We start from the raw sequence: 17,510 nt of genomic DNA on the forward strand, positions 1-17,510 counted from the left end.
AGTCGGGTCATGGTTGGACACGTTCTCGTCACACCGGAAATCATCCTCGCCGCGGCTGCCGAGCTGGATCTGCTGGCCGAGCGGCTCGCGGCAGCGGCCGCCCTTGCCGGGCCGACCACGCACGTGCTGCCTTCGGGCGCCGAAGAGGTCTCGCTGCTGGCGGCGAGTCACTTCAACCGGGCTGCGGGCACGCACGACGGCGCCATCGCCCAGGGCATTCTCGAGCTGCATCACGCGGCCGCGACCCTGCGCTCGCAGCTGGTCACCCACGTCGGCGAGGACATCGCCCGCGCGGCGACGATCAACGCCGTCCAGGTGTAACCCAACCCGCCCGACGATCATTCATTCAGGGGAGTAACAAGCATGACCGCAGGGATCACCGGGGTCTTCTGGCTGCCGCGCATGGCCGAAGTCAACTCGACCACACTCAACGCGGGCGCCCACGCCGTCCCGATCTCGGCCGCCGCCACCTCGTGGGGCACCCTCGCCGCCGCGTGGGGCGACGCCGCCTTCACCGTCACCCGGGTGATCGCCGAGGTCGGCGTCGGCATGCAGGGTGTCAACGGTCTGGCCGTGCTCGGCCGGCTCGCGCCGTTCCTGCACTGGACCGGGCAGCAGAGCGTGATGGCCGCGACCATGAGCGCCAAGGCCGCCGCCAACGCCACCGCCTACACGGTCGCCTCGATCGCCATGCCGAGCCTGCCCGAGATCGCCGCGACCAACGCGGCGGTCGCGGCTTCGGCCAACCCGCCCGGCGTCGTGTCGGGCGCGTTCGAGGTGGCCGAGGTCGCCCGGCACGCGATGGACATCCGCGCAGCCCTGGTGATGGAGACCTACGAGGCCGCCACCACCGCCACCGTCACCACGCCCGGTGAGTTCGCCATGCCGCCCGCCATCGCCAACGGTGCCGGTTCGGCCGCGGCCCAGGGCGACTTCGGCGGCGGCGATCCGCTGCAGACCGCCGTGGCCGCCGCGCAGGCCTTCGTGTCCAACCCCGGCGTCGTCAGCGCGGCCACCCAGGCCGCGAACGTGGCGGGCAGCGTCGTGTCCGGTGGTGTCGGTACGGTCGGCAACATCGGTGCCACCGCGCTGTCGGCGGCCACCTCGACTGTCCCCGCCGCCGCCGGTGTCGCGCCCGCGATGGCCGCCGGAGCCGGAGCCGCCGCCATGGGTGGCATGTCGACCGCGTCGGCGAGCCTCGGTGGGGTGTCGCTCGGTGGCAACGGGCTGAAGCTGCCCGAAGGCTGGGGTGCCCCGTCGTCGAGCGCTCCCGCGGCCGCGCCGGTCGGCGAGACCGTTGTCACCCGCTCGGAGGCCGCGCCCGTGCGCAACTCCCAGCCCGCCGCGAACCCGCTGCTCGGCAACCGCGCCAAGGGCGAGGACGACGAGGAACACGACGCGAACGACTACGGACGCTCCGACGAGGCGTTCACCGATGGCCGCTATGTCGCCGAGGGAGTGATCGGCGCCGATCTCACCGGATCGGCCAAGTGACGGTGCTCGGCGGGGGCGGCGGCGGATCGCTGCTCGAGGCGGTGGTGCTCTCGCTCGACGAGATGCAGTTCCTGCTCGAGCAGCTGCAGTTCGACGAGATGCCCGTGGTGCTCGACGCCATGGGCCGCTACGACCATGTCTCGGCGCACGACGCGGCCATGGAGGCAGCCGAAAAGCTGCTCACCGAACGGGAATTGCTGTTCGGTGACGTGGTGGTACCCGAACTCGCCGAGCGCTTGCGGGTGCTCTACCGGCCGCAGTGGATCATCGCGCTGCGGTGGGTGGTCGCCGGCCAGGTGAACCGGTTCTGTCTGGCGCAGGGCGACGACCGCGCGGTCGTCGCCCTGCGCGGGCCGGACTCCTATGTCATCGACGACGCGGGTCTCGACCTGCCCGGCGCGGTGCTGCAAGCCCTCGGCACCACCGAGGCACTCGAGCTGTACGGCATGAACGCACCGACCGAGCAGCTCGCCCCGATCTTCGGCGACACCGGCGATGCCGCCGCAACCGCCGCGCGGCTCAGCGAGGTGGGCAAGCCGGCCACCGACGCGAAAACTCTCGCCTCCGCGCTGGTCGAAATCCATTCCTACGCCGAGATCGTCGGCGTGGCCTACGGCGACGGCACCCGCGAAGTGCAGGACAACCACATCGCCGTGTTCAACACGCGCGCAGGACGTTTCATCATCACCGCCAGCGTCGCCGACGACGGCGTGAAGTGGTCGTCCATCGCCACCGGAACCAACGCCCGCCTCCGCACAGCGGTAGCCGACCTCATCGAATCCCTCCCGCTCCGAGAGGAATTCAAGGCCACCATCCCCGGCTCCTGACCCCACCGCGCAGAGCCGGGTACGCCCCCGCAACCAACCCCCAGTCGCGCCCTCTCCAAGCACCGACGCCCCCACAACTCAGCCGTGAACCGGAGGCGCCAGCCGGAGCGTTCAACCCATCGGGTCGTCCGGGGTGGGGTCGGCCTTCACGGTGAACGGTGGGGTGAATCGGCCCCAGCGCAGGCATTCCCAGCCGCCGTCCTCGGTGGGGAGCAGCTCGATCGTCTCGGTGTTGTCGAGGTGGTTGTTGGTGGTGAACGGCGGCGCGACGCCTGCCAGTTCCTTGCCGACCAAACGCATTGCGGCGCCGTGGTTCACGACCACCACGTCGCCGTCCTCGTCGTCCTCCAGGTACTGCGCGCGTAGCTGGGCGAGTACCGGGAGGATGCGGTCGAGTACCTCACGGCCGGATTCGCCACCGGGGGTTCGTGTGTCGAGTTCGCCGTGGTGCCAGCCACGGTAGATCCGCTGGAACAGTTCGTGGGAGTCCCGGTCGGAGCGGCCGTGGAGTTCGCCGACCTGCACTTCGTAGAGATCGGGCAGGACCTGGGTGGCGGTGCCGGTGGCGGCCTCGATGTAGCCCGCGGTCTGGCGGGCGCGCAGGGCCTCGGAGGCGACCAGCACGCGGGGCGGGCGAATCAGTGTGTCGCCGAATGCTTTCGCCTGTGCCACACCGCGTTCGGTGAGTGGCAGGCCGGGGACCCGAGTGTCGAGGATGCGGGCCACATTGCCCTCGGTCTCGCCGTGGCGGACCAGGATCAGCTTCGCGCGGTTTGTCATAGGTCCGCGACCCCCTTTCGCAATTGCGTCAACCATTCCGCGGCGGGTTCGTCCGACGGTGGCGGGGTGCCGACCGCCGAACAGGCGGGCCACGAGCCGAGGAAACGGATCCGGGCGGTGCGGTGCAGCGCCTTCAAGGTCTCGGCGACGGCCGGGTCGTCGATATGGCCGACGCAGTCGAGGTAGAACCGGTAGGTGCCCATGCCGGTGCGGGTGGGCCGCGATTCGATGCGGGTGAGATCTACACCGCGCGTGGCGAATTCGGCGAAGGCGCGCATGAGTGAGCCCGGTTCGTTGGGCAGTTCGAGGACGACGGAGGTGCGGTCGGCACCGGTCGCCTGCGGGGCGACACCGGGCAGGCGCACCAGCACGAAACGGGTGATGGCCTGCTCGTGGTCGGCCACGCCTTGCGCGAGGGCGACGAGGCCGAGCCGTTCACCGGCGAGGGCGGTGGAGACGGCCGCGTCGGCGGTGCCCGCGACCACATCCTCGGCGGCGGCGGCGTTGGAGGCCGAGATGAACGGTGTCGCCTCGGGCATGTTCCTGGCCACCCACTCGCGCACCTGCGCGGCCGCCACCGGATAGGCCGCGAGGGTGCGCACGTCGGCGAGGGCGGTGCCGGGCCGGGCGAGGATCGTGAAGGTGACCTCGAGTTCGGTCTCGGCGACGATCTGCAGGCGCGGACCGACAGCCAGCGAGTCGAGGGTGGCGGGGATGGAGCCTTCGACCGAGCTCTCGATCGGGACGACGGCGCCCGTCACCGCACCGGAGCGGATCAGGTCGAGTGCCGCGCCCTGACTGGGCGCGGCGATGCGCTCGACGGGTTCGTCGAACGCCCCCGATTTCTCGAACTGCACCAGCGCCATCTCGGTGAAGGTTCCGGATGGCCCGAAATACGCGATACGCGGCACACAGAAAGATTAGCTGGACCGGCGGTCCGCGCGCCTCGCGTCAGGATTCGAGGACCGACACCGCCGCGCGAACCGACTGCTCATCGCCGGTTTCGATGGCGAGCAGCACGGTTCGGATCGCCTCGATAGCGGCGGGTTTCAGGGCGGTGAGGAAGGGGAGATCGGGTGCGGCGAGGGCGGTGGGGATGTCCTCACCGCAGAGCGCGGCGACCGTGCCCGCGATGACGGCGAGCGCGCGGGGGCCGCTCTCGGTGCGGGCGACGAAGCCGCTGTCGGCGTGGGCCACCTCGACCAGGGCGGCGGTCAGTTCCGGGTCGGGGATGTCGACGTCGACGACGCGCGTGCCGTCGGGTGTGCTGCCGAGCGGGCGGATCAAGCCCGCGACGAGGCTGCGGCGCGGGGCCGACAGGCTGACCAGCACAGGTTCGCCGGGAGAGGTGGTGTCGTCGTGCGCCATTCGACCACGGTAGAGGCACGCTTTCGGCGTGTCGGCGGCGGACCTCTTGCGCGAACCCGCCGCGTAACTTAGCTTAGGGTTACCTTATTCACTGTCGCGGAGGTTGACATGTCGAGCCCCACCACGATTCTCGCGCCCACCACTGCCGAGCGCGTGCGCAGTGCGTGTCTGCGCGCGGAGACCGCGGTGCTCGCACTGCCCGGCATCGACCCCGTGCCGACCACCCTGCATCACCTGCGCCGCTGCGGTGACGCGGTGATCGCCGTTCCCGCCGACTCGCTCGCCGCCGCCCTCGCCGCCACCGCCAACGAGACCTCCGCGGTGCTCGAACTCACCGACCACGCACCCTTGCCGCTGCGCGAGCCCGTGCGCGCGCTGGTGTGGTTGCGCGGCTGGGTGCGTCAGGTGCCGCCGCACGCCCAGCGCGCGCTCGCCGTCGAAATCGCCAAGGACTTCCCGCATCCCGGCCTGCTCGACGTGGGCCACGGCGCGACTCTGCTTCGGGTGGTGGTGAACTCGGCGGTGCTCGCCGACACCTCCGGCGCCGAATCCGTCGACCACGCCGACCTGCGGGCGGCCACCGCCGACCCGTTCTGCGAGATGGAGGGCGCCTGGCTGGCCCACATGGCCGAGGACCACGCCGACCTCATCGCCCAACTCGCGCGCCACCTGCCCGCCCGCCTGCAGGGCGGCCGGGTCCACCCGCTGTCGATCGACCGCTACGGCATGACGCTGCGCGTGGAGAGCATCGACGCCGATCACGATGTGCGCCTACCCTTCTCGTCCCCCGCCGACGACGTCGAGTCGCTCAGCAAGGCCGTCCGCCTCCTGGCCGGCTGCCCCTTCCTGAACGGCCTGCGCCGCATATAGACCGACCGGACACCCAGGCTGGGCGGCAACGGGTCGACTTTCCCTGCCTACACTGCGCGGCATGCGCGTGGAACCTCCCGAGACCCAGCTGAGCGAACGCGAGCGGTTCGGGATCCGGGTCGAGATCGGCGTCGTACTGCTGGTGACGTTCGGGCTCAGCGGGATCAGTGCGGGGCTTTCACTGCTCGATTCCGCGTTGTCACCGGGTGGGGTCGGCGGGCGGACGGTGGCGCTGAACGCGTCGCGCTCGAACAACTCGGTCATCGATCTGTTGTTCCAACTCGTCGGCATCACGCGCCTGCTGGCGTGGGCGGCGCTGGGCCTCTACCTGTTGTGGCGCAGCGGAATCGGGCCGCGTCTGATCGGCTTGGCGCGGTTCGGTCGCACCGACGCGGTCGCGGGTGTGGTGCTCGCGGCGGTGATCGGGATACCGGGCCTGGGCCTGTATCTGCTCGCCCATGCGCTCGGAGTGAGCGTGACCATCGTGCCGAATTCGATCGACGAACACTGGTGGCGGCTGCCGGTGCTCATCGGGTCGGCCTGTGCGAATTCGGTCGCCGAGGAGGTGATCGTTGTCGCCTACCTCATCAGCAGGCTGCGCAAACTCGGTTGGTCGGAGAACGGTTCACTGCTCGCCTCGGCGCTTCTGCGTGGTAGTTATCACCTGTACCAGGGCCTCGGGGGTGGGCTGGGCAATATCGTGATGGGTCTCGTCTTCGGCCGATACTGGCAGCGGACGAACCGGCTGTGGCCGCTGATCCTCGCGCACGCCCTCATCGACGCCGTCGCCTATCTCGGCTACAACGTGCTGCGCGGACGCGTCGGTTGGCTACCGTGACGGCGTGTCACCGCGCGGCGCGCTAACGGCCGGGCCGACCATGGGTATGCAGTAGTGACCGCGCACGCAAACCCAGCCCGCGCCCCCGACGATCAGTAGAGTTCGACAGTGATGAACGGCGACAACCCACGCGATGATCCACGCAGGCGCCGGGTGCCGCCGCCGACCGGCCGCCCCGGCCCGCCGCCCGATGCCCGGCGACCTCCGCCCGTCCCGGGCCGACCCGCGCCCGACGCACGGCGCCCCCCGCCCGTTCCCGGCCGCCCCGCACCCGACGCGCGACGCCCTGTGCCGCCCCCGCCCGGCGCGGGCCGACCCGGCTACCCGGCACCCGACGGTCCGACCGTCCGCCACACACCGCACGACCGCCGCCCCGCCTCGCACATCGAACCCACCCAGGTCCTGCACCGCGACGGCCGCGACAACCAACCGCTCGCGTACTCACAGGCGTCTCAGCCCGCACAGGCGCCCCCGGCTCCGCGCGAACAGAAACCGCGCCGACGCGAACCGGTGCAGCACGCCCCGACGCAACGACCGGTCCCCCATCACGATGCGGTGCCGCCACGCAGACGCACCCCACCGCCCGTAGGCGGGGGCCGCGCACCACGTCTACCGCGTCCCCGTCGCAAGCGTCACCCGTTCCGCTGGTTCACGGTGGTGGTCGTCGCGCTGATCGCGGGCATGATCGCCGGTGTCGTCTACCTGGACAACTCGCTGACCCGCATCCCCGCCCTCGCCTCCTACAGCGACCGGGTGGGCGACACCCCCGGCACGAACTGGCTGCTCGTCGGTTCCGACGGGCGCGGTGACCTGTCCGAGGACCAGGAAGCCGAACTGGCCACCGGTGGTGACACCGGGCCCGAACGCACCGACACAATCATGCTGGTGCACATCCCGTCGTCCGGCCCGACGACCATGGTCAGCCTGCCGCGTGACTCGTATGTGAGCATCCCCGGCCACGGCAAGGACAAGCTCAACGCCTCCTTCGCGCTCGGCGGCGCGCCGCTGCTCGTACAGACCGTCGAGGTGGCTACCGGCGTGCGCATCGACCATTACGCGCAGATCGGTTTCGGTGGTTTCGCCAGTGTCGTCGACGCGCTCGGCGGTATCGAAATGTGCTTGGACCAGCCGATCGTCGACCCGCTGGCCGGTCTCGACCTGCCCGCGGGCTGTCAGGAGCTCAGCGGCCCGCAGGCACTTGGCTTCGTGCGTACCCGGGCGACACCGAACGCCGATGTGGACCGGATGAATCATCAGCGCATGTTCATGTCGGCGCTGCTGAAGAAGGCGACGAGCATGGGCACGCTCGCTAATCCGTTCGCGCTGTGGCCGATGGCGACGGGTGTGGCAGGCTCGCTGAAGGTCGACGACGGCGACCACATCTGGAACCTCGGTGCGCTCGGCTGGGCGATGCGCGGTGACACGGTGACGACCAGCGTGCCGATCGGCGGCTTCACCGATACCGATGTGGGCAATGTGCTGCTCTGGGACAAGGCCAAGGCGCCCGGCTTCTTCGACGCGCTCGCCAAGGATCAGCAGATCCCGGAGGACCTGCTCACCCGGTAACGTCGACTCATGGCCGACTTCACCGAACTCCTGCGTGACCAGATCCGCCACGGACTCACCGCGGCCCAGCAGTACCTGGCCGCCGCCGTCTATTTCGACGCGCAGCGACTCCCCCAGCTCGCCGGACAGACCTACTCACATTCCTCGCGACATCGCGCGCACGCGCTGCGCATGGTGCAGTACCTGCTCGACCGCGATGTCGCCGTGCGCGTCGGCGGGCTCGACGAGGTGCGCCCCGATTTCGATTCCCCGCGCGACGCGATCGCCTTCCTGCTCGCCCGCGAGGAGACCATCACTACCCAGATCAGTACGCTCGCGGCCACCGCCCGCGCGGCGAACGATTATCTGGGCGAACAATTCACCCAGTGGTTCCTGAAGGAGCAGGTCGACGAGATGTCGGCGCTCACCACGCTGCTCGAGGTGCTCGACCGCGACGGGAATTTGTTCGATGTGGAAGAATTCGTCCGCCGCGAACTCGCCGGAGCTGCGAAAACAGCCACAAGGATGCCGAAAATGGCGGGCGAGGGGCACATCTAGTTAGGAAATACTTGGTTAGGGAATACTGCCCTCAATAAGGCTGCACTTGGATGACAAGCCCTCTGACCAGCGCTAATGTTGCCGACATGTCGAGCAATCCGGAAACCCCGCGCAGCAAATTCCACAGCCTGCTCCAAGACCAGATCCGGCATGAGTTCAACGCCGAGCACCAGTACATCGCCATCGCGGTGTGGTTCGACAATGCCGATCTGCCACAGCTGGCCAAGCGCTTCTACGCGCAGTCCGTGGAAGAACGCAATCACGCGATGATGATCGTGCAGTATTTCCTCGACCGCGATATCAGTGTCGAAATCGCGGGTGTCGATGCGGCGAAGTCGCATTTCGACAACCCCCGCGAGCCGATCGCGCTGGCGCTGTCGCAGGAGAAGACTGTCACCGATCAGATCATCCAGCTCGCGAGCACCGCCCGCGAAGAGGGCGACTACCTCGGCGAGCAGTTCATGCAGTGGTTCCTCAAGGAGCAGGTCGAGGAAGTCGCCGCGATGAACACGCTGCTCAATATCGCCGATCGGGCCGGGTCGAACATGTTCGATCTGGAGAACTTCATCGCGCGTGAGATGAGCACTCCGTCGGATGCGTCCGGGGCGCCGTCCGCCGCGGGCGGCAGCCTGTAGGTCCAACAGCGAACGGCTTCGGCTCGCGGGCAGCGAGCCGAAGCCGTTTCGTGTGTCACCAGCCGGAGCCGGAACCGCCCGAGCCGGTGTTGGCGAGGATGGTGCCGATCACCATCTGTGCGAGACCGGCAACAGAGCCGAGAAATTCCATGATGTCCTCCGACTTTCACTGACGCCGAGCGTCGGCGTTGGGGTCAACCTAACCGACCGAACAGTGTGAAAGTGGAATGTTTCATTAATTTCATCCGCACGGAAATGTTCAGCGCAGGGTGACCTGACGCGAACGCAGACCGTCGCGCGACCGCCGCTCCTCGCTCGTCATCGGGGCGTCCGAGGCCAGCGCCTCGGCCAGGCGCGCACCGAATTCCCGTGCCGGCGCCTCCCATTCGGTGGGGTGCCGCTCCGGATCGAGATCGAACACCGGAACGAGCACACCGTGGGTGCGGAAGGAACCGGCGAACCGCGAACCCTCGCCCATGTGCAGGCCGCCACCCGCGTGCACCCGCGCCAGCGCGAGCATCAGGGCGTCCTCGTCTTCCGGACGCACCCAGCGCACGTGCGCCTTCTCGCCCGCGTCGACCCACCACGCCGCGCCGACACCGTCGGCACCGAGATCCAGGCGGGCCGAGGGCATGATCGCCTGCTTGGCCTGCTCGATGGTCGCGGCGACCTGCGGATCGGGGGTCACGCCCTCGGGCACCCACCAGTCGAAGTCCTGGTGCACGGTGAGCTCCAGGTCGGCACCGGGATCGATGACGTCGGCCAGGCGCGGACCGCCCTCGACGGCCTCCGGGGCCGTGAGCGACTCGCCCGGTTCGGCCGACTGCGTCCACAGGATCGCGGCGGCGATATCGGCCGACGGGTCGGCACCCCGGAACTGCATCTGCGTGCCGACGAAGCCGACCGGCTCGTCACCGGCGCGCACCAGCGCGGCGACCGCGCCGGGCAGCACCGTCGCCAGGGTGACCTCGCGCTGCGCGGCCACGCCGGGCGCCAGCTTCAAGGTCGCGGTCGCCGACGGCACGAACTCCCGCAGCGCCACCAGATCACATTCGGCAGCAAGACCTTCGAACGGTCGCGTCACGACCGCCGATGCCTGCTCCTGCGCCGCACGCCGCTCGGCGAGACGCTGAGCCCGATTACTGTCGGGCTTAGGACTGTTCCGCTTGCTTTTACCCACGGCACGGAGTTTATGGCCGCCGATCACGTCGCGGCCCCGCGCCCCCGTTCTCGGCGCGCCTCCGACTCTGGACGAGAACCGCGGCCCCGGCCGCCGATATCACAGCGTGGCGAGCAGCGCTTTGGTTCGGCCGGGGTGGTTGGTCGCCACCCAGCTCACGCCGAGGTCGGCACACAGCTGCACATCCTCGGGATCGTCGACCGTCCAGCAGTAGGTGGCCCGGCCCGCCGCGGCGGCCTTGTCGACGAGTTCCGGGTGCTCACGAAGGGTTTTCACCGACGGACCGACCGCCGTCGCGCCGACCGTCGTCGCCGCGCCGCCGCCGAGGAAGCGCGAAGACTCGCCGAGCAGCACCGTCGGCAGCAGCGGTGCCGCACGACGGATGCGCCAGACGGCGGTGGCGGCGAACGACATCACGACGGCGCGCGAATGATCCGCCGAGGCGGGGGTGGCGATGCCGAAGCGCTGGAGTTCGGCGAGCACCTTGTTCTCCACCAGGGCGCCGTAGCGCACGGGGTGTTTGGTCTCGATGAAGAGTTTGGTCGGGCGGCTGCGCCAGTCGAGGACGAGGCCGATGAGGTCGCTCAGGGCGAGCACGCCCGCCGGTGCGTCCTCGGTGCCGAAGTTCATGTCGCGCAACTCGTCCAGGGTCAGCTCGCTGACCAGGCCCGTCGCGTCGGCGGTGCGGTCGACGGTGCGGTCGTGCACGCACACGAGGTGGCCGTCGCGGGTGAGCCGGACATCGCATTCCACCCCGTCGGCGCCCTCGGTCAGGGCGAGTTCGTAGGCGGCGAGAGTGTGCTCGGGAAGCTCCCCCGACGCACCGCGATGCGCGACGACGAACGGCGCGCGATTGCCCTGACTCACTTGGCCACAACCTCCTTGTGCGGATTCTCGCCCGGCTCGGCGGATTCCGAACGCTCTGTCTCCTCGGCCGTACTCGCACCGCCCGGTTCCACCGGGGCGATGACCTCCTGCGCCGGGTCGGCGGCGATCAGCAGGCGGTGCGCCGAACGGGGATTCCCACGCAGGTCACGTCCCTCGAGCAGGCGAACCGTCCACAGCGTGAGCACCGCGAACCCGGCCGCGCACAGGTCGGTGAACCCGGTGAACGAGACACCGTCGGCCTCGGCTTGCAGGGTAGAGGCATTGCGCCACAGCGTCGCGGCGATGAACAGCACCCCGCTGCTCACCCAGGCCGCCCACCAGATCCGCACCGCGCGCAGTGCGCGTGGATCGGGATGCGCCGCGGCGAGTTCGGTGAGGAAGACGCCGGGCCAGACGAGGTTGACACCCGGGATCACGCAACCGGCGATCAGTGTCCATGACCGGCGCGGGTCGCGGCTGCCGTGCGCCGCGTAGGCGGCACGGCGGGCCTCGATGAGCCACGAGCCCAGCGACAGCGCCGTCAGCAGCGCGAGGATCGGCGCGAGCGTCCCGAACAGCCACACGGTGGCGTCGGAGATCCAGAGCAGCCAGCTCGGGATCAGGCGGGTGCGGTTCTGCAGCAGGATCAGGTAGCGGCCGTATTCGGCGAGGCCGGCGAGCACGAACGCCGCCGCGGTCATGACGAGCAGCCGGTCACGCCGGTCGGCGATGCCGCGCAACGGCCTGCGCAGTGTGCGCGGCTGGGCGGGCGGCGGGTCGAGCAGACCCCAGCGCGGTACCTCGGTGTAGCGGGGAGTCGGGCCGGGGTCGGCACGGACGGTGCGGGAGCTGACGCGGCGGTCGCGATGATCGGGCCTGCGGGCGACCCAGCGGTAGTTGCGTTTCTCCGGCGGCGCGTCGACCTTGCCCGGGGACAGCAGCACGCCACGACAGCGCGGGCACCAGTGCATCGGCGCGCCCTGCACGGCCCACCGCGCGCCACAGCGTGCACATGGTTGCACCACCGAACTCACCCGCGCACCCCGTTCCGGACTAGTAGATCTTGGCTTCGTGGTCGCCGTCGGCGACCACCGGACGGCCGGTCTGTTGCCAGGCGACCATGCCTCCGGACACATGACAGGCCTCGTACCCGATGTGGGTCAGGTACTTGACCACCTCGATCGAGCGCCCGCCCTGCCTGCACACCACGTAGACCTCGGCGTCGATATCGATGTCGTCGAGGCGGGCAGGGACGTCGACCATCGGGATATGGATGGCGCCCGGTGCGTGCCCGAGCTCCCATTCGTCGGGTTCGCGCACGTCGAGCAGCTGGGCGCCGGGGACCGGTTCCGCGCGGTCGAACCCGGCCGGTACCTCGCCCACCGGCACCGTGGGGACATCGGAGCTCGTCACGCCTCGATCCTGCCATGCCCGAAGCGGTGCCGGGCGCCGTGTGCGTGGTCTGTGGACCGATCACGGTTATCCACAGAATCCACAGCTCGATCCACAGGTCTCAGCAATCGATCAGCACACGATCGGGCGTGTCCGCCCGCCGAGCGGGGTTCGGGCTGGTTCGCGCGGCATGGGAACGACCGATCCGGGACTCCCCTCCTGACATCCCGGAGCGGTCGTTCGCCGCTGACGTCGGGATTTCGCGTCCGCACTGATCCCGACATCTACTTGGACGCACGCCGGGCCGTTTCGGTTCCATAAAAACGACATCACTAGTGAAAATCCCATTTCGTGGGATCTGGGCGGGCGGATCGGTAGCCTGAGCGCATGAACCAGAGCAGGGGGCTACTCGACAGTTTCGACCGCAACGGCCTGAATACCGCTTTGTCCGAATCGACCTGTCTCGGTGTGGAGGTGGACGCCGACGCGGGCAAGCTGCAGCTGTGCCTGGCGGTGCTCACCCAGCCCGCCGACGGCGCCGAACCCGGTGAGCGCAAAGTGCTGCTCACCTTCACCGGTGTCACCCGCGTCGCCGCGTCGCTGCGCATCCAGCGCTGGGACGACATCGACGCCCGCGTTCTTCCCCTCACCCTCGACCAGCTCGACGAGGCCATCGAGAGCTTCGGCGGCGGCGGCCTGCACGGCTGGGAGTTCATCGACGTCGACGACAGCGGCTGGACGCTGTGGAGCGAGCTGCTCAGCTTCGACACGGTGCTCGACCAGCGCATCGCCGCGCATGTCATCGAATTCTCCCAGGAGGAGGGCATCGATCCGCGCGAACTCGACGTCCGAGTATGGTTCGACAAGATCACAATTACCGACCTGGACGGCCGCGAGATCCCGATGGCCGAGTTCGTCGAGGGCGGTCGCCGCTGGTGGGCCGCCCACGACTCGGGCGATACCCGCGCATCGAAGGCGGATGTCGCGCCCCCGCTGTAATCGGCTGGGCCATCAGAAATACAGCCCGCGCGTCGTCGGTTGCACGAATCGGGTGTACGAATGATGGTTGGTGTGCTCGATCGGATGGGCGCACACAGCCCGACACAGGAAAGGGACAACGTGGCCGAGTACACGCTGCCGGATCTGGATTACGACTACAGCGCACTGGAGCCCCACATCTCGGGGCAGATCAACGAGATCCACCACTCCAAGCACCATGCCGCCTACGTCGCCGGCGCGAACACCGCGCTGGAGAAGCTGGAAGCCGCGCGCGAAGCGGGCGATCACAGCGCCATCTTCCTGCACGAGAAGAACCTGGCCTTCCACCTGGGTGGTCACGCCAACCACTCGATCTGGTGGAAGAACCTCTCCCCCAACGGTGGTGACAAGCCGGAAGGCGACCTGGCCGCGGCCATCGACGACCAGTTCGGTTCGTTCGACAAGTTCCGCGCGCAGTTCACCGCGGCCGCCAACGGCCTGCAGGGTTCGGGCTGGGCCGTCCTGGGTTACGACACCCTCGGCCAGAAGCTGCTGACCTTCCAGCTGTACGACCAGCAGGCGAACGTGCCGCTCGGCATCATCCCGCTGCTGCAGGTCGACATGTGGGAGCACGCCTTCTACCTGCAGTACAAGAACGTCAAGGCCGACTACGTGACCGCGTTCTGGAACGTCGTCAACTGGGCCGACGTGCAGGACCGCTTCGCCCGCGCCGTCAACCAGGGCAAGGGCCTCATCTTTGGGTGAGTAGTACTTTCCGTGAAGGGCCTCCCGGCGTTCGCCCGGGGGGCCTTTTGCGTGGAATGACCAGTTCCTGGCACTCATTGGTACTTGTGTGCCAATAGGGTTCGGGGCTATTCCTGACTTATCTCGTAAGTCGGGAGGTCGTCATGACTGTTCAGGGGCCGATCGGGTTCACGCCGTTTCAGGCGGATGGTCGTCTGCGGGGGTTCGTGGTGTCGGGGCGGTGGCCGGATACCACCAAGGAGTGGGCGCAAGTACTCGTGCTCGCCGTGCGGGTGGCGTCGCTGCCGGGCCTGCTGCTCACCAGCACCGTGTTCGGGGTACGTGAGGAGCTGCCCGACGATCCGGAACCCGACACCGTCGGTCTCGTCCTCGCCGAGGGCCCGGTGGTGGGCGACCAGGCGATCGAGCCGGGGCGTTTCGCCGAGCATGTGCCGCCCGCCCTGCTGATGCTGCATCCGCCGTCGCAGACCCGGCCGTCGCTGCCCGAGTGCGTGGGCGCCGCGTCCGGGTGCGTGCTGCTGCCTGGTGTGCCGCATCTGGGTTTGGAGCATCGGGCCGCCTGGGCCGAGGCCGAACTCGACGGCACCGTCACCTCCCTGGTGAGCCGGGTCGGCATGGATCTCATCAGCGACCCGGATACCGCCGTCCTGGCAATGCTGTTGGCTGCCTGAAACTTTCACGGCACAGGCCTGGCGAACCACTGGCAACAGGGTTTCCCGATCCGGAATTCAGGGAAACCGAACTATCCGGGCCGCTCAGCCAAACTTATTGTGTCCGTTGCCCTTTCGGTGATGCGATGTTGGCATTCCGGGAGCAACCGCGCTATGGTGGACGACAGCGAAGGGGAGTAGCCCGCAATCGCCCAGTCGACATACTGATCGCCGCCACCACCGGGGCGATCCGGCTGCGCGAACCGGTAGTCACCGGTGGGCGAGACCTTCGGCCACGAAACCGATCATTCGACCGGTGTGGCTGAAGGCATCCCCGTCTCAGCCGCAGGCCGGAAGTTGTTACCTGGGAGCTGAATTCATTGATCGCCACGATCCTGCTGAGCTTCGGCGTGATCTTCCTGGCCGAGCTTGGCGACAAATCGCAGCTGATGGCGCTGACCTTCTCGCTGCGCTACCGCTGGTGGGTCGTCCTGGCCGGTATCAGTGTCGCCAGTGTCGCCGTGAACCTCATCGCCGCCGGTGTCGGCCACTTTCTCGGCACGGCGCTGCCCGCTGGTGCCATCGCGGTGGTGACCGCGCTCACCCTGCTCGCGGTCGGCGTGTGGACCCTGCGCGACGCGCTCGGCTCGGCCGACGACGCCGAGACCGCTCCCGAACCACCGAGCACCCGCAATGCCTTCCTCGTGGTGATCTCCGCCTTCATGCTCGCCGAGCTCGGCGACCGGACCATGTTCGCCGCAGCCGCGCTCGCCTCGAACAACAGCTGGCTCGCGGTGTGGATCGGCTCGGTGGCGGGCATGGTCGCCGCGGGTGGGCTGGCGATTCTGGTCGGCAAGTTCGCGGGTAAGCACCTGCCCGAGCGCGGGATCGCCATCGCCTCGGGTCTGCTGTTCCTGTTCTTCGCCGGGAAAACCCTGCTCGACGCCTTCGTCCCCGGCGTCGACGGCATCGCCGCCGTCGCGCTCGCCCTGCTCGCCCCCGCCCTCACCGGCGCCGGGGTACTGGCTTGGCGGTTCTCCCGGCGTGAGCGCGAGCCGGTGGATCAGCCGGCGAAGGCGTTGCCGTAAACCGTGCCCGAGCGCTGCGCCAACGCGATGAGCTGATCCTTCAGCTCCCACAGGCTGTCGAGGTCGCCGCCGGCGATCTTGCCGGTGACCATCGCGCCGATCGCCGCCGCCAGCGTGGCGCAGGCGAACCGCTGCTCGTCGGTTTCGGCGCCGAGCATCGCCGCCACCACGGTGACGAACCGGTGCTGCAGGTCCATCCGGGCCGCGATCGCTGCCTGTCCCGCCGCGTACACCTCGACGAGGAACAGCCGTGCCGAGGCGGGATCGTCGATCAGATGCTGGAAGTAGGCGGTGAGGATGCGATCCATCCGGGTGGGCGCGTCGGCGTCGGCGAGTTCGGCGATGGTGTCCTGCAACCGATCCGAGAGCAGCTGGGAGGCGCGGTCGAAGGCGGCGCGGAAACAGTCCTCCTTGGAACGGAACTGCTCGTAGAACGTCTCGCGGGACACCCCGGCGCGTTTGAGCACCGCCGCGACCGGCGTGCCGACATAGCCGCTCTCGCACATCGCCTCCCCCATCGCGACGAGGATGCGTTCGCGCTGGGACGCGACCACTTCCGCCCGCGAGAGGCGGTGGCGCCCGCGTGGCAGCTGACGCAGGGTCGATCCGGGTTCCTCACTCATTGCCGTTCCATTCTGCGCGGCCGGGCCGGTTGGTCGGTGGTGAACGGTGCGTCCTCGTCGCGGGCGATCTCGACGGCGCGCGCCACTCTGTTGCCGTGCAGCCGTTGCACGACCAGCTGGGCGAAGGGGCGAAGCGGCCGGGCCATCGCCACCCACCACGGCGCGTACACCGTGGCCTTGCGGCGGGCCACAGCCCGTTCCATGGCGTCGACGGCCGGGCCGATCGGCGAGATCCCCGCCAGGCTCGTGCCGCCGAGGATGGTGTGCGCGGCGGCGGTGTCGAAGCCGCGCACGGTCATGTCGGTGTCGATCCCCGCGAAGTAGGTGACGCCCACTTTGGCTCCCGTGGAGGACAATTCGAAGCGCAGCGTTTCCGCGAGCGCGGCCACCGCGGCCGCCGACGCACTGTAGGCGCCGCCGAGCGGCAGCTGCACGGCACTCGAGATGGACGACATCATCAGGACGTACCCATCCGCGTGCGCGATATACGGGCCCGCCGCCTGCACCGCGTACGCGACACCGAGCACGTTCACCGCAAGCGTCTCCTCGAGCACCGAGGCGTCACCACCGACCATCGCCATCTGCTTGGCGATCCCCGCGTTGGCCACCAGCACATCCAGCCCACCGAGTTCGGCGACCAGCACCGGAATCACCCGCCCCACCTGGGCCGGGTCGGCCACATCGCAGTAGCGCCACGGCACGTCACCGCATTCCGCGGCCACCTCGGCGAGCAGTTCCGGCTCGATCCCGAGCAGCGCGACCCGCGCCCCCTTCGCCGCCAGCCGCCGCGCCAGCGCAGCACCGATCCCGCGCGCGGCACCCGTGATCAGGACCCTGCGCCCGGCCACGCTCGGACCGGCGAACGATCTCATGACGGCACGCTACCACCGGCAAACACCGCTGTTCGCGACGATTTCGGCTACACCGAGGTAGGGGTGCGCCACACCACACCCCGCAACGCTATGGTGCATTATTGGCAGAAGGCCGATAAGGCCGCAAAACCACGACCGGTCTCGGCGCGTCGCCGCCTCTGGACTGACCGAAGGGTGCGA

At 69.1% G+C, this 17,510-nt stretch carries 21 protein-coding genes; 12 read left to right on the forward strand and 9 right to left on the reverse strand.

Features of this window, described 5'->3' with window-relative positions; translation table 11 throughout:
- Positions 1 to 9 precede the first annotated feature (9 nt).
- From AB0F86_RS16510 to AB0F86_RS16520, 3 genes are read left to right on the forward strand one after another with little or no spacing between them, the layout of a single operon-like run.
- A complete protein-coding gene (locus AB0F86_RS16510; RefSeq protein ID WP_356984694.1) occupies positions 10 to 321 on the forward strand; it encodes a PE family protein in 312 nt (103 codons plus the stop codon).
- Between the two features lie 42 nt (positions 322 to 363).
- Positions 364 to 1,494 (forward strand): PPE domain-containing protein, encoded by a 1,131-nt coding sequence (locus AB0F86_RS16515; RefSeq protein WP_356984696.1) that lies wholly within the window; start codon positions 364 to 366, stop codon positions 1,492 to 1,494.
- Positions 1,491 to 2,321: an ESX secretion-associated protein EspG gene (locus AB0F86_RS16520; protein ID WP_181700175.1), complete on the forward strand. Its 831-nt coding sequence runs from the start codon at positions 1,491 to 1,493 to the stop codon at positions 2,319 to 2,321. Before AB0F86_RS16515 ends, AB0F86_RS16520 begins: the two co-directional genes overlap by 4 nt.
- A gap of 111 nt (positions 2,322 to 2,432) precedes the next feature.
- Here the strand turns inward: AB0F86_RS16520 and AB0F86_RS16525 are convergent, their stop codons facing one another.
- From AB0F86_RS16525 to AB0F86_RS16535, 3 genes are read right to left on the reverse strand one after another with little or no spacing between them, the layout of a single operon-like run.
- Positions 2,433 to 3,101, reverse strand: a complete 669-nt coding sequence (locus AB0F86_RS16525; RefSeq protein WP_356984698.1) for a histidine phosphatase family protein — start codon at positions 3,099 to 3,101, stop codon at positions 2,433 to 2,435.
- On the reverse strand, positions 3,098 to 4,012 hold the full coding sequence (gene pheA, locus AB0F86_RS16530; RefSeq protein ID WP_181700171.1) for a prephenate dehydratase: 915 nt from the start codon (positions 4,010 to 4,012) through the stop codon (positions 3,098 to 3,100). The genes AB0F86_RS16525 and pheA overlap by 4 nt, the downstream gene beginning before the upstream one ends.
- A gap of 40 nt (positions 4,013 to 4,052) precedes the next feature.
- Positions 4,053 to 4,469 (reverse strand): hypothetical protein, encoded by a 417-nt coding sequence (locus AB0F86_RS16535; RefSeq protein ID WP_356984701.1) that lies wholly within the window; start codon positions 4,467 to 4,469, stop codon positions 4,053 to 4,055.
- A gap of 108 nt (positions 4,470 to 4,577) precedes the next feature.
- Between AB0F86_RS16535 and AB0F86_RS16540 the strand changes: the two genes are divergently transcribed.
- The 5 genes from AB0F86_RS16540 (at position 4,578) to AB0F86_RS16560 (ending at position 8,915) form a co-directional block, all read left to right on the forward strand.
- Entirely contained in the window at positions 4,578 to 5,339 is a 762-nt protein-coding gene (locus AB0F86_RS16540; protein ID WP_181700167.1) for a DUF2470 domain-containing protein, read from the forward strand.
- A gap of 61 nt (positions 5,340 to 5,400) precedes the next feature.
- The gene (locus AB0F86_RS16545; RefSeq protein ID WP_356984703.1) at positions 5,401 to 6,177 is read left to right on the forward strand and encodes a CPBP family intramembrane glutamic endopeptidase; all 777 of its coding nucleotides are present in this window, start codon (positions 5,401 to 5,403) and stop codon (positions 6,175 to 6,177) included.
- A gap of 111 nt (positions 6,178 to 6,288) precedes the next feature.
- Positions 6,289 to 7,743, forward strand: a complete 1,455-nt coding sequence (locus AB0F86_RS16550; protein WP_356984704.1) for an LCP family protein — start codon at positions 6,289 to 6,291, stop codon at positions 7,741 to 7,743.
- Positions 7,744 to 7,752: 9 nt separating this feature from the next.
- Positions 7,753 to 8,280, forward strand: coding sequence for a ferritin-like domain-containing protein (locus AB0F86_RS16555; protein WP_225281675.1), 528 nt, complete (start codon positions 7,753 to 7,755; stop codon positions 8,278 to 8,280).
- Between the two features lie 86 nt (positions 8,281 to 8,366).
- Entirely contained in the window at positions 8,367 to 8,915 is a 549-nt protein-coding gene (locus AB0F86_RS16560; RefSeq protein WP_181698155.1) for a ferritin, read from the forward strand.
- 259 nt (positions 8,916 to 9,174) lie between these two features.
- Here the strand turns inward: AB0F86_RS16560 and AB0F86_RS16565 are convergent, their stop codons facing one another.
- The 4 genes from AB0F86_RS16565 to AB0F86_RS16580 form a co-directional block, all read right to left on the reverse strand.
- A complete protein-coding gene (locus AB0F86_RS16565; RefSeq protein ID WP_067644351.1) occupies positions 9,175 to 10,095 on the reverse strand; it encodes a DUF5926 family protein in 921 nt (306 codons plus the stop codon).
- 99 nt (positions 10,096 to 10,194) lie between these two features.
- Positions 10,195 to 10,962: a glycerophosphodiester phosphodiesterase gene (locus AB0F86_RS16570; RefSeq protein WP_067495278.1), complete on the reverse strand. Its 768-nt coding sequence runs from the start codon at positions 10,960 to 10,962 to the stop codon at positions 10,195 to 10,197.
- Positions 10,959 to 11,906, reverse strand: a complete 948-nt coding sequence (locus tag AB0F86_RS16575; protein WP_356984707.1) for a DUF4328 domain-containing protein — start codon at positions 11,904 to 11,906, stop codon at positions 10,959 to 10,961. Before AB0F86_RS16575 ends, AB0F86_RS16570 begins: the two co-directional genes overlap by 4 nt.
- Before the next feature lie 109 nt (positions 11,907 to 12,015).
- The gene (locus AB0F86_RS16580) at positions 12,016 to 12,375 is read right to left on the reverse strand and encodes a rhodanese-like domain-containing protein (RefSeq protein WP_181698157.1); all 360 of its coding nucleotides are present in this window, start codon (positions 12,373 to 12,375) and stop codon (positions 12,016 to 12,018) included.
- Positions 12,376 to 12,741: 366 nt separating this feature from the next.
- Between AB0F86_RS16580 and AB0F86_RS16585 the strand changes: the two genes are divergently transcribed.
- The 4 genes from AB0F86_RS16585 (at position 12,742) to AB0F86_RS16600 (ending at position 15,835) form a co-directional block, all read left to right on the forward strand.
- On the forward strand, positions 12,742 to 13,353 hold the full coding sequence (locus tag AB0F86_RS16585) for a hypothetical protein (protein ID WP_181698158.1): 612 nt from the start codon (positions 12,742 to 12,744) through the stop codon (positions 13,351 to 13,353).
- 120 nt (positions 13,354 to 13,473) lie between these two features.
- Positions 13,474 to 14,097: a superoxide dismutase gene (locus tag AB0F86_RS16590; protein ID WP_067495485.1), complete on the forward strand. Its 624-nt coding sequence runs from the start codon at positions 13,474 to 13,476 to the stop codon at positions 14,095 to 14,097.
- A gap of 143 nt (positions 14,098 to 14,240) precedes the next feature.
- Positions 14,241 to 14,768, forward strand: a complete 528-nt coding sequence (locus tag AB0F86_RS16595) for a peptidase (RefSeq protein WP_067495270.1) — start codon at positions 14,241 to 14,243, stop codon at positions 14,766 to 14,768.
- 359 nt (positions 14,769 to 15,127) lie between these two features.
- Positions 15,128 to 15,835 (forward strand): TMEM165/GDT1 family protein, encoded by a 708-nt coding sequence (locus AB0F86_RS16600; protein WP_356984709.1) that lies wholly within the window; start codon positions 15,128 to 15,130, stop codon positions 15,833 to 15,835.
- On the opposite strand, the gene AB0F86_RS16605 is transcribed toward AB0F86_RS16600, so the two are convergent.
- Entirely contained in the window at positions 15,811 to 16,458 is a 648-nt protein-coding gene (locus AB0F86_RS16605) for a TetR/AcrR family transcriptional regulator (RefSeq protein WP_181698160.1), read from the reverse strand. The two genes, AB0F86_RS16600 and AB0F86_RS16605, sit on opposite strands and share 25 nt — an antisense overlap.
- Positions 16,455 to 17,330, reverse strand: a complete 876-nt coding sequence (locus tag AB0F86_RS16610; protein WP_181698161.1) for an SDR family NAD(P)-dependent oxidoreductase — start codon at positions 17,328 to 17,330, stop codon at positions 16,455 to 16,457. Before AB0F86_RS16610 ends, AB0F86_RS16605 begins: the two co-directional genes overlap by 4 nt.
- Between the last annotated feature and the right edge of the window lie 180 nt (positions 17,331 to 17,510).

Source organism: Nocardia sp. NPDC023733, from assembly GCF_040639775.1.
In the GTDB taxonomy this organism is placed as follows: domain Bacteria; phylum Actinomycetota; class Actinomycetes; order Mycobacteriales; family Mycobacteriaceae; genus Nocardia; species Nocardia rosealba.

Coding starts and splice junctions, on each gene's coding strand:
- AB0F86_RS16510 (WP_356984694.1), top strand. CDS start 10: ATGGTTGGACACGTTCTCGTCACACCGGAAATCATCCTCGCCGCGGCT.
- AB0F86_RS16515 (WP_356984696.1), top strand. CDS start 364: ATGACCGCAGGGATCACCGGGGTCTTCTGGCTGCCGCGCATGGCCGAA.
- AB0F86_RS16525 (WP_356984698.1), bottom strand. CDS start 3,101: ATGACAAACCGCGCGAAGCTGATCCTGGTCCGCCACGGCGAGACCGAG.
- AB0F86_RS16535 (WP_356984701.1), bottom strand. CDS start 4,469: ATGGCGCACGACGACACCACCTCTCCCGGCGAACCTGTGCTGGTCAGC.
- AB0F86_RS16540 (WP_181700167.1), top strand. CDS start 4,578: ATGTCGAGCCCCACCACGATTCTCGCGCCCACCACTGCCGAGCGCGTG.
- AB0F86_RS16545 (WP_356984703.1), top strand. CDS start 5,401: ATGCGCGTGGAACCTCCCGAGACCCAGCTGAGCGAACGCGAGCGGTTC.
- AB0F86_RS16550 (WP_356984704.1), top strand. CDS start 6,289: ATGAACGGCGACAACCCACGCGATGATCCACGCAGGCGCCGGGTGCCG.
- AB0F86_RS16555 (WP_225281675.1), top strand. CDS start 7,753: ATGGCCGACTTCACCGAACTCCTGCGTGACCAGATCCGCCACGGACTC.
- AB0F86_RS16560 (WP_181698155.1), top strand. CDS start 8,367: ATGTCGAGCAATCCGGAAACCCCGCGCAGCAAATTCCACAGCCTGCTC.
- AB0F86_RS16585 (WP_181698158.1), top strand. CDS start 12,742: ATGAACCAGAGCAGGGGGCTACTCGACAGTTTCGACCGCAACGGCCTG.
- AB0F86_RS16595 (WP_067495270.1), top strand. CDS start 14,241: ATGACTGTTCAGGGGCCGATCGGGTTCACGCCGTTTCAGGCGGATGGT.
- AB0F86_RS16605 (WP_181698160.1), bottom strand. CDS start 16,458: ATGAGTGAGGAACCCGGATCGACCCTGCGTCAGCTGCCACGCGGGCGC.
- AB0F86_RS16610 (WP_181698161.1), bottom strand. CDS start 17,330: ATGAGATCGTTCGCCGGTCCGAGCGTGGCCGGGCGCAGGGTCCTGATC.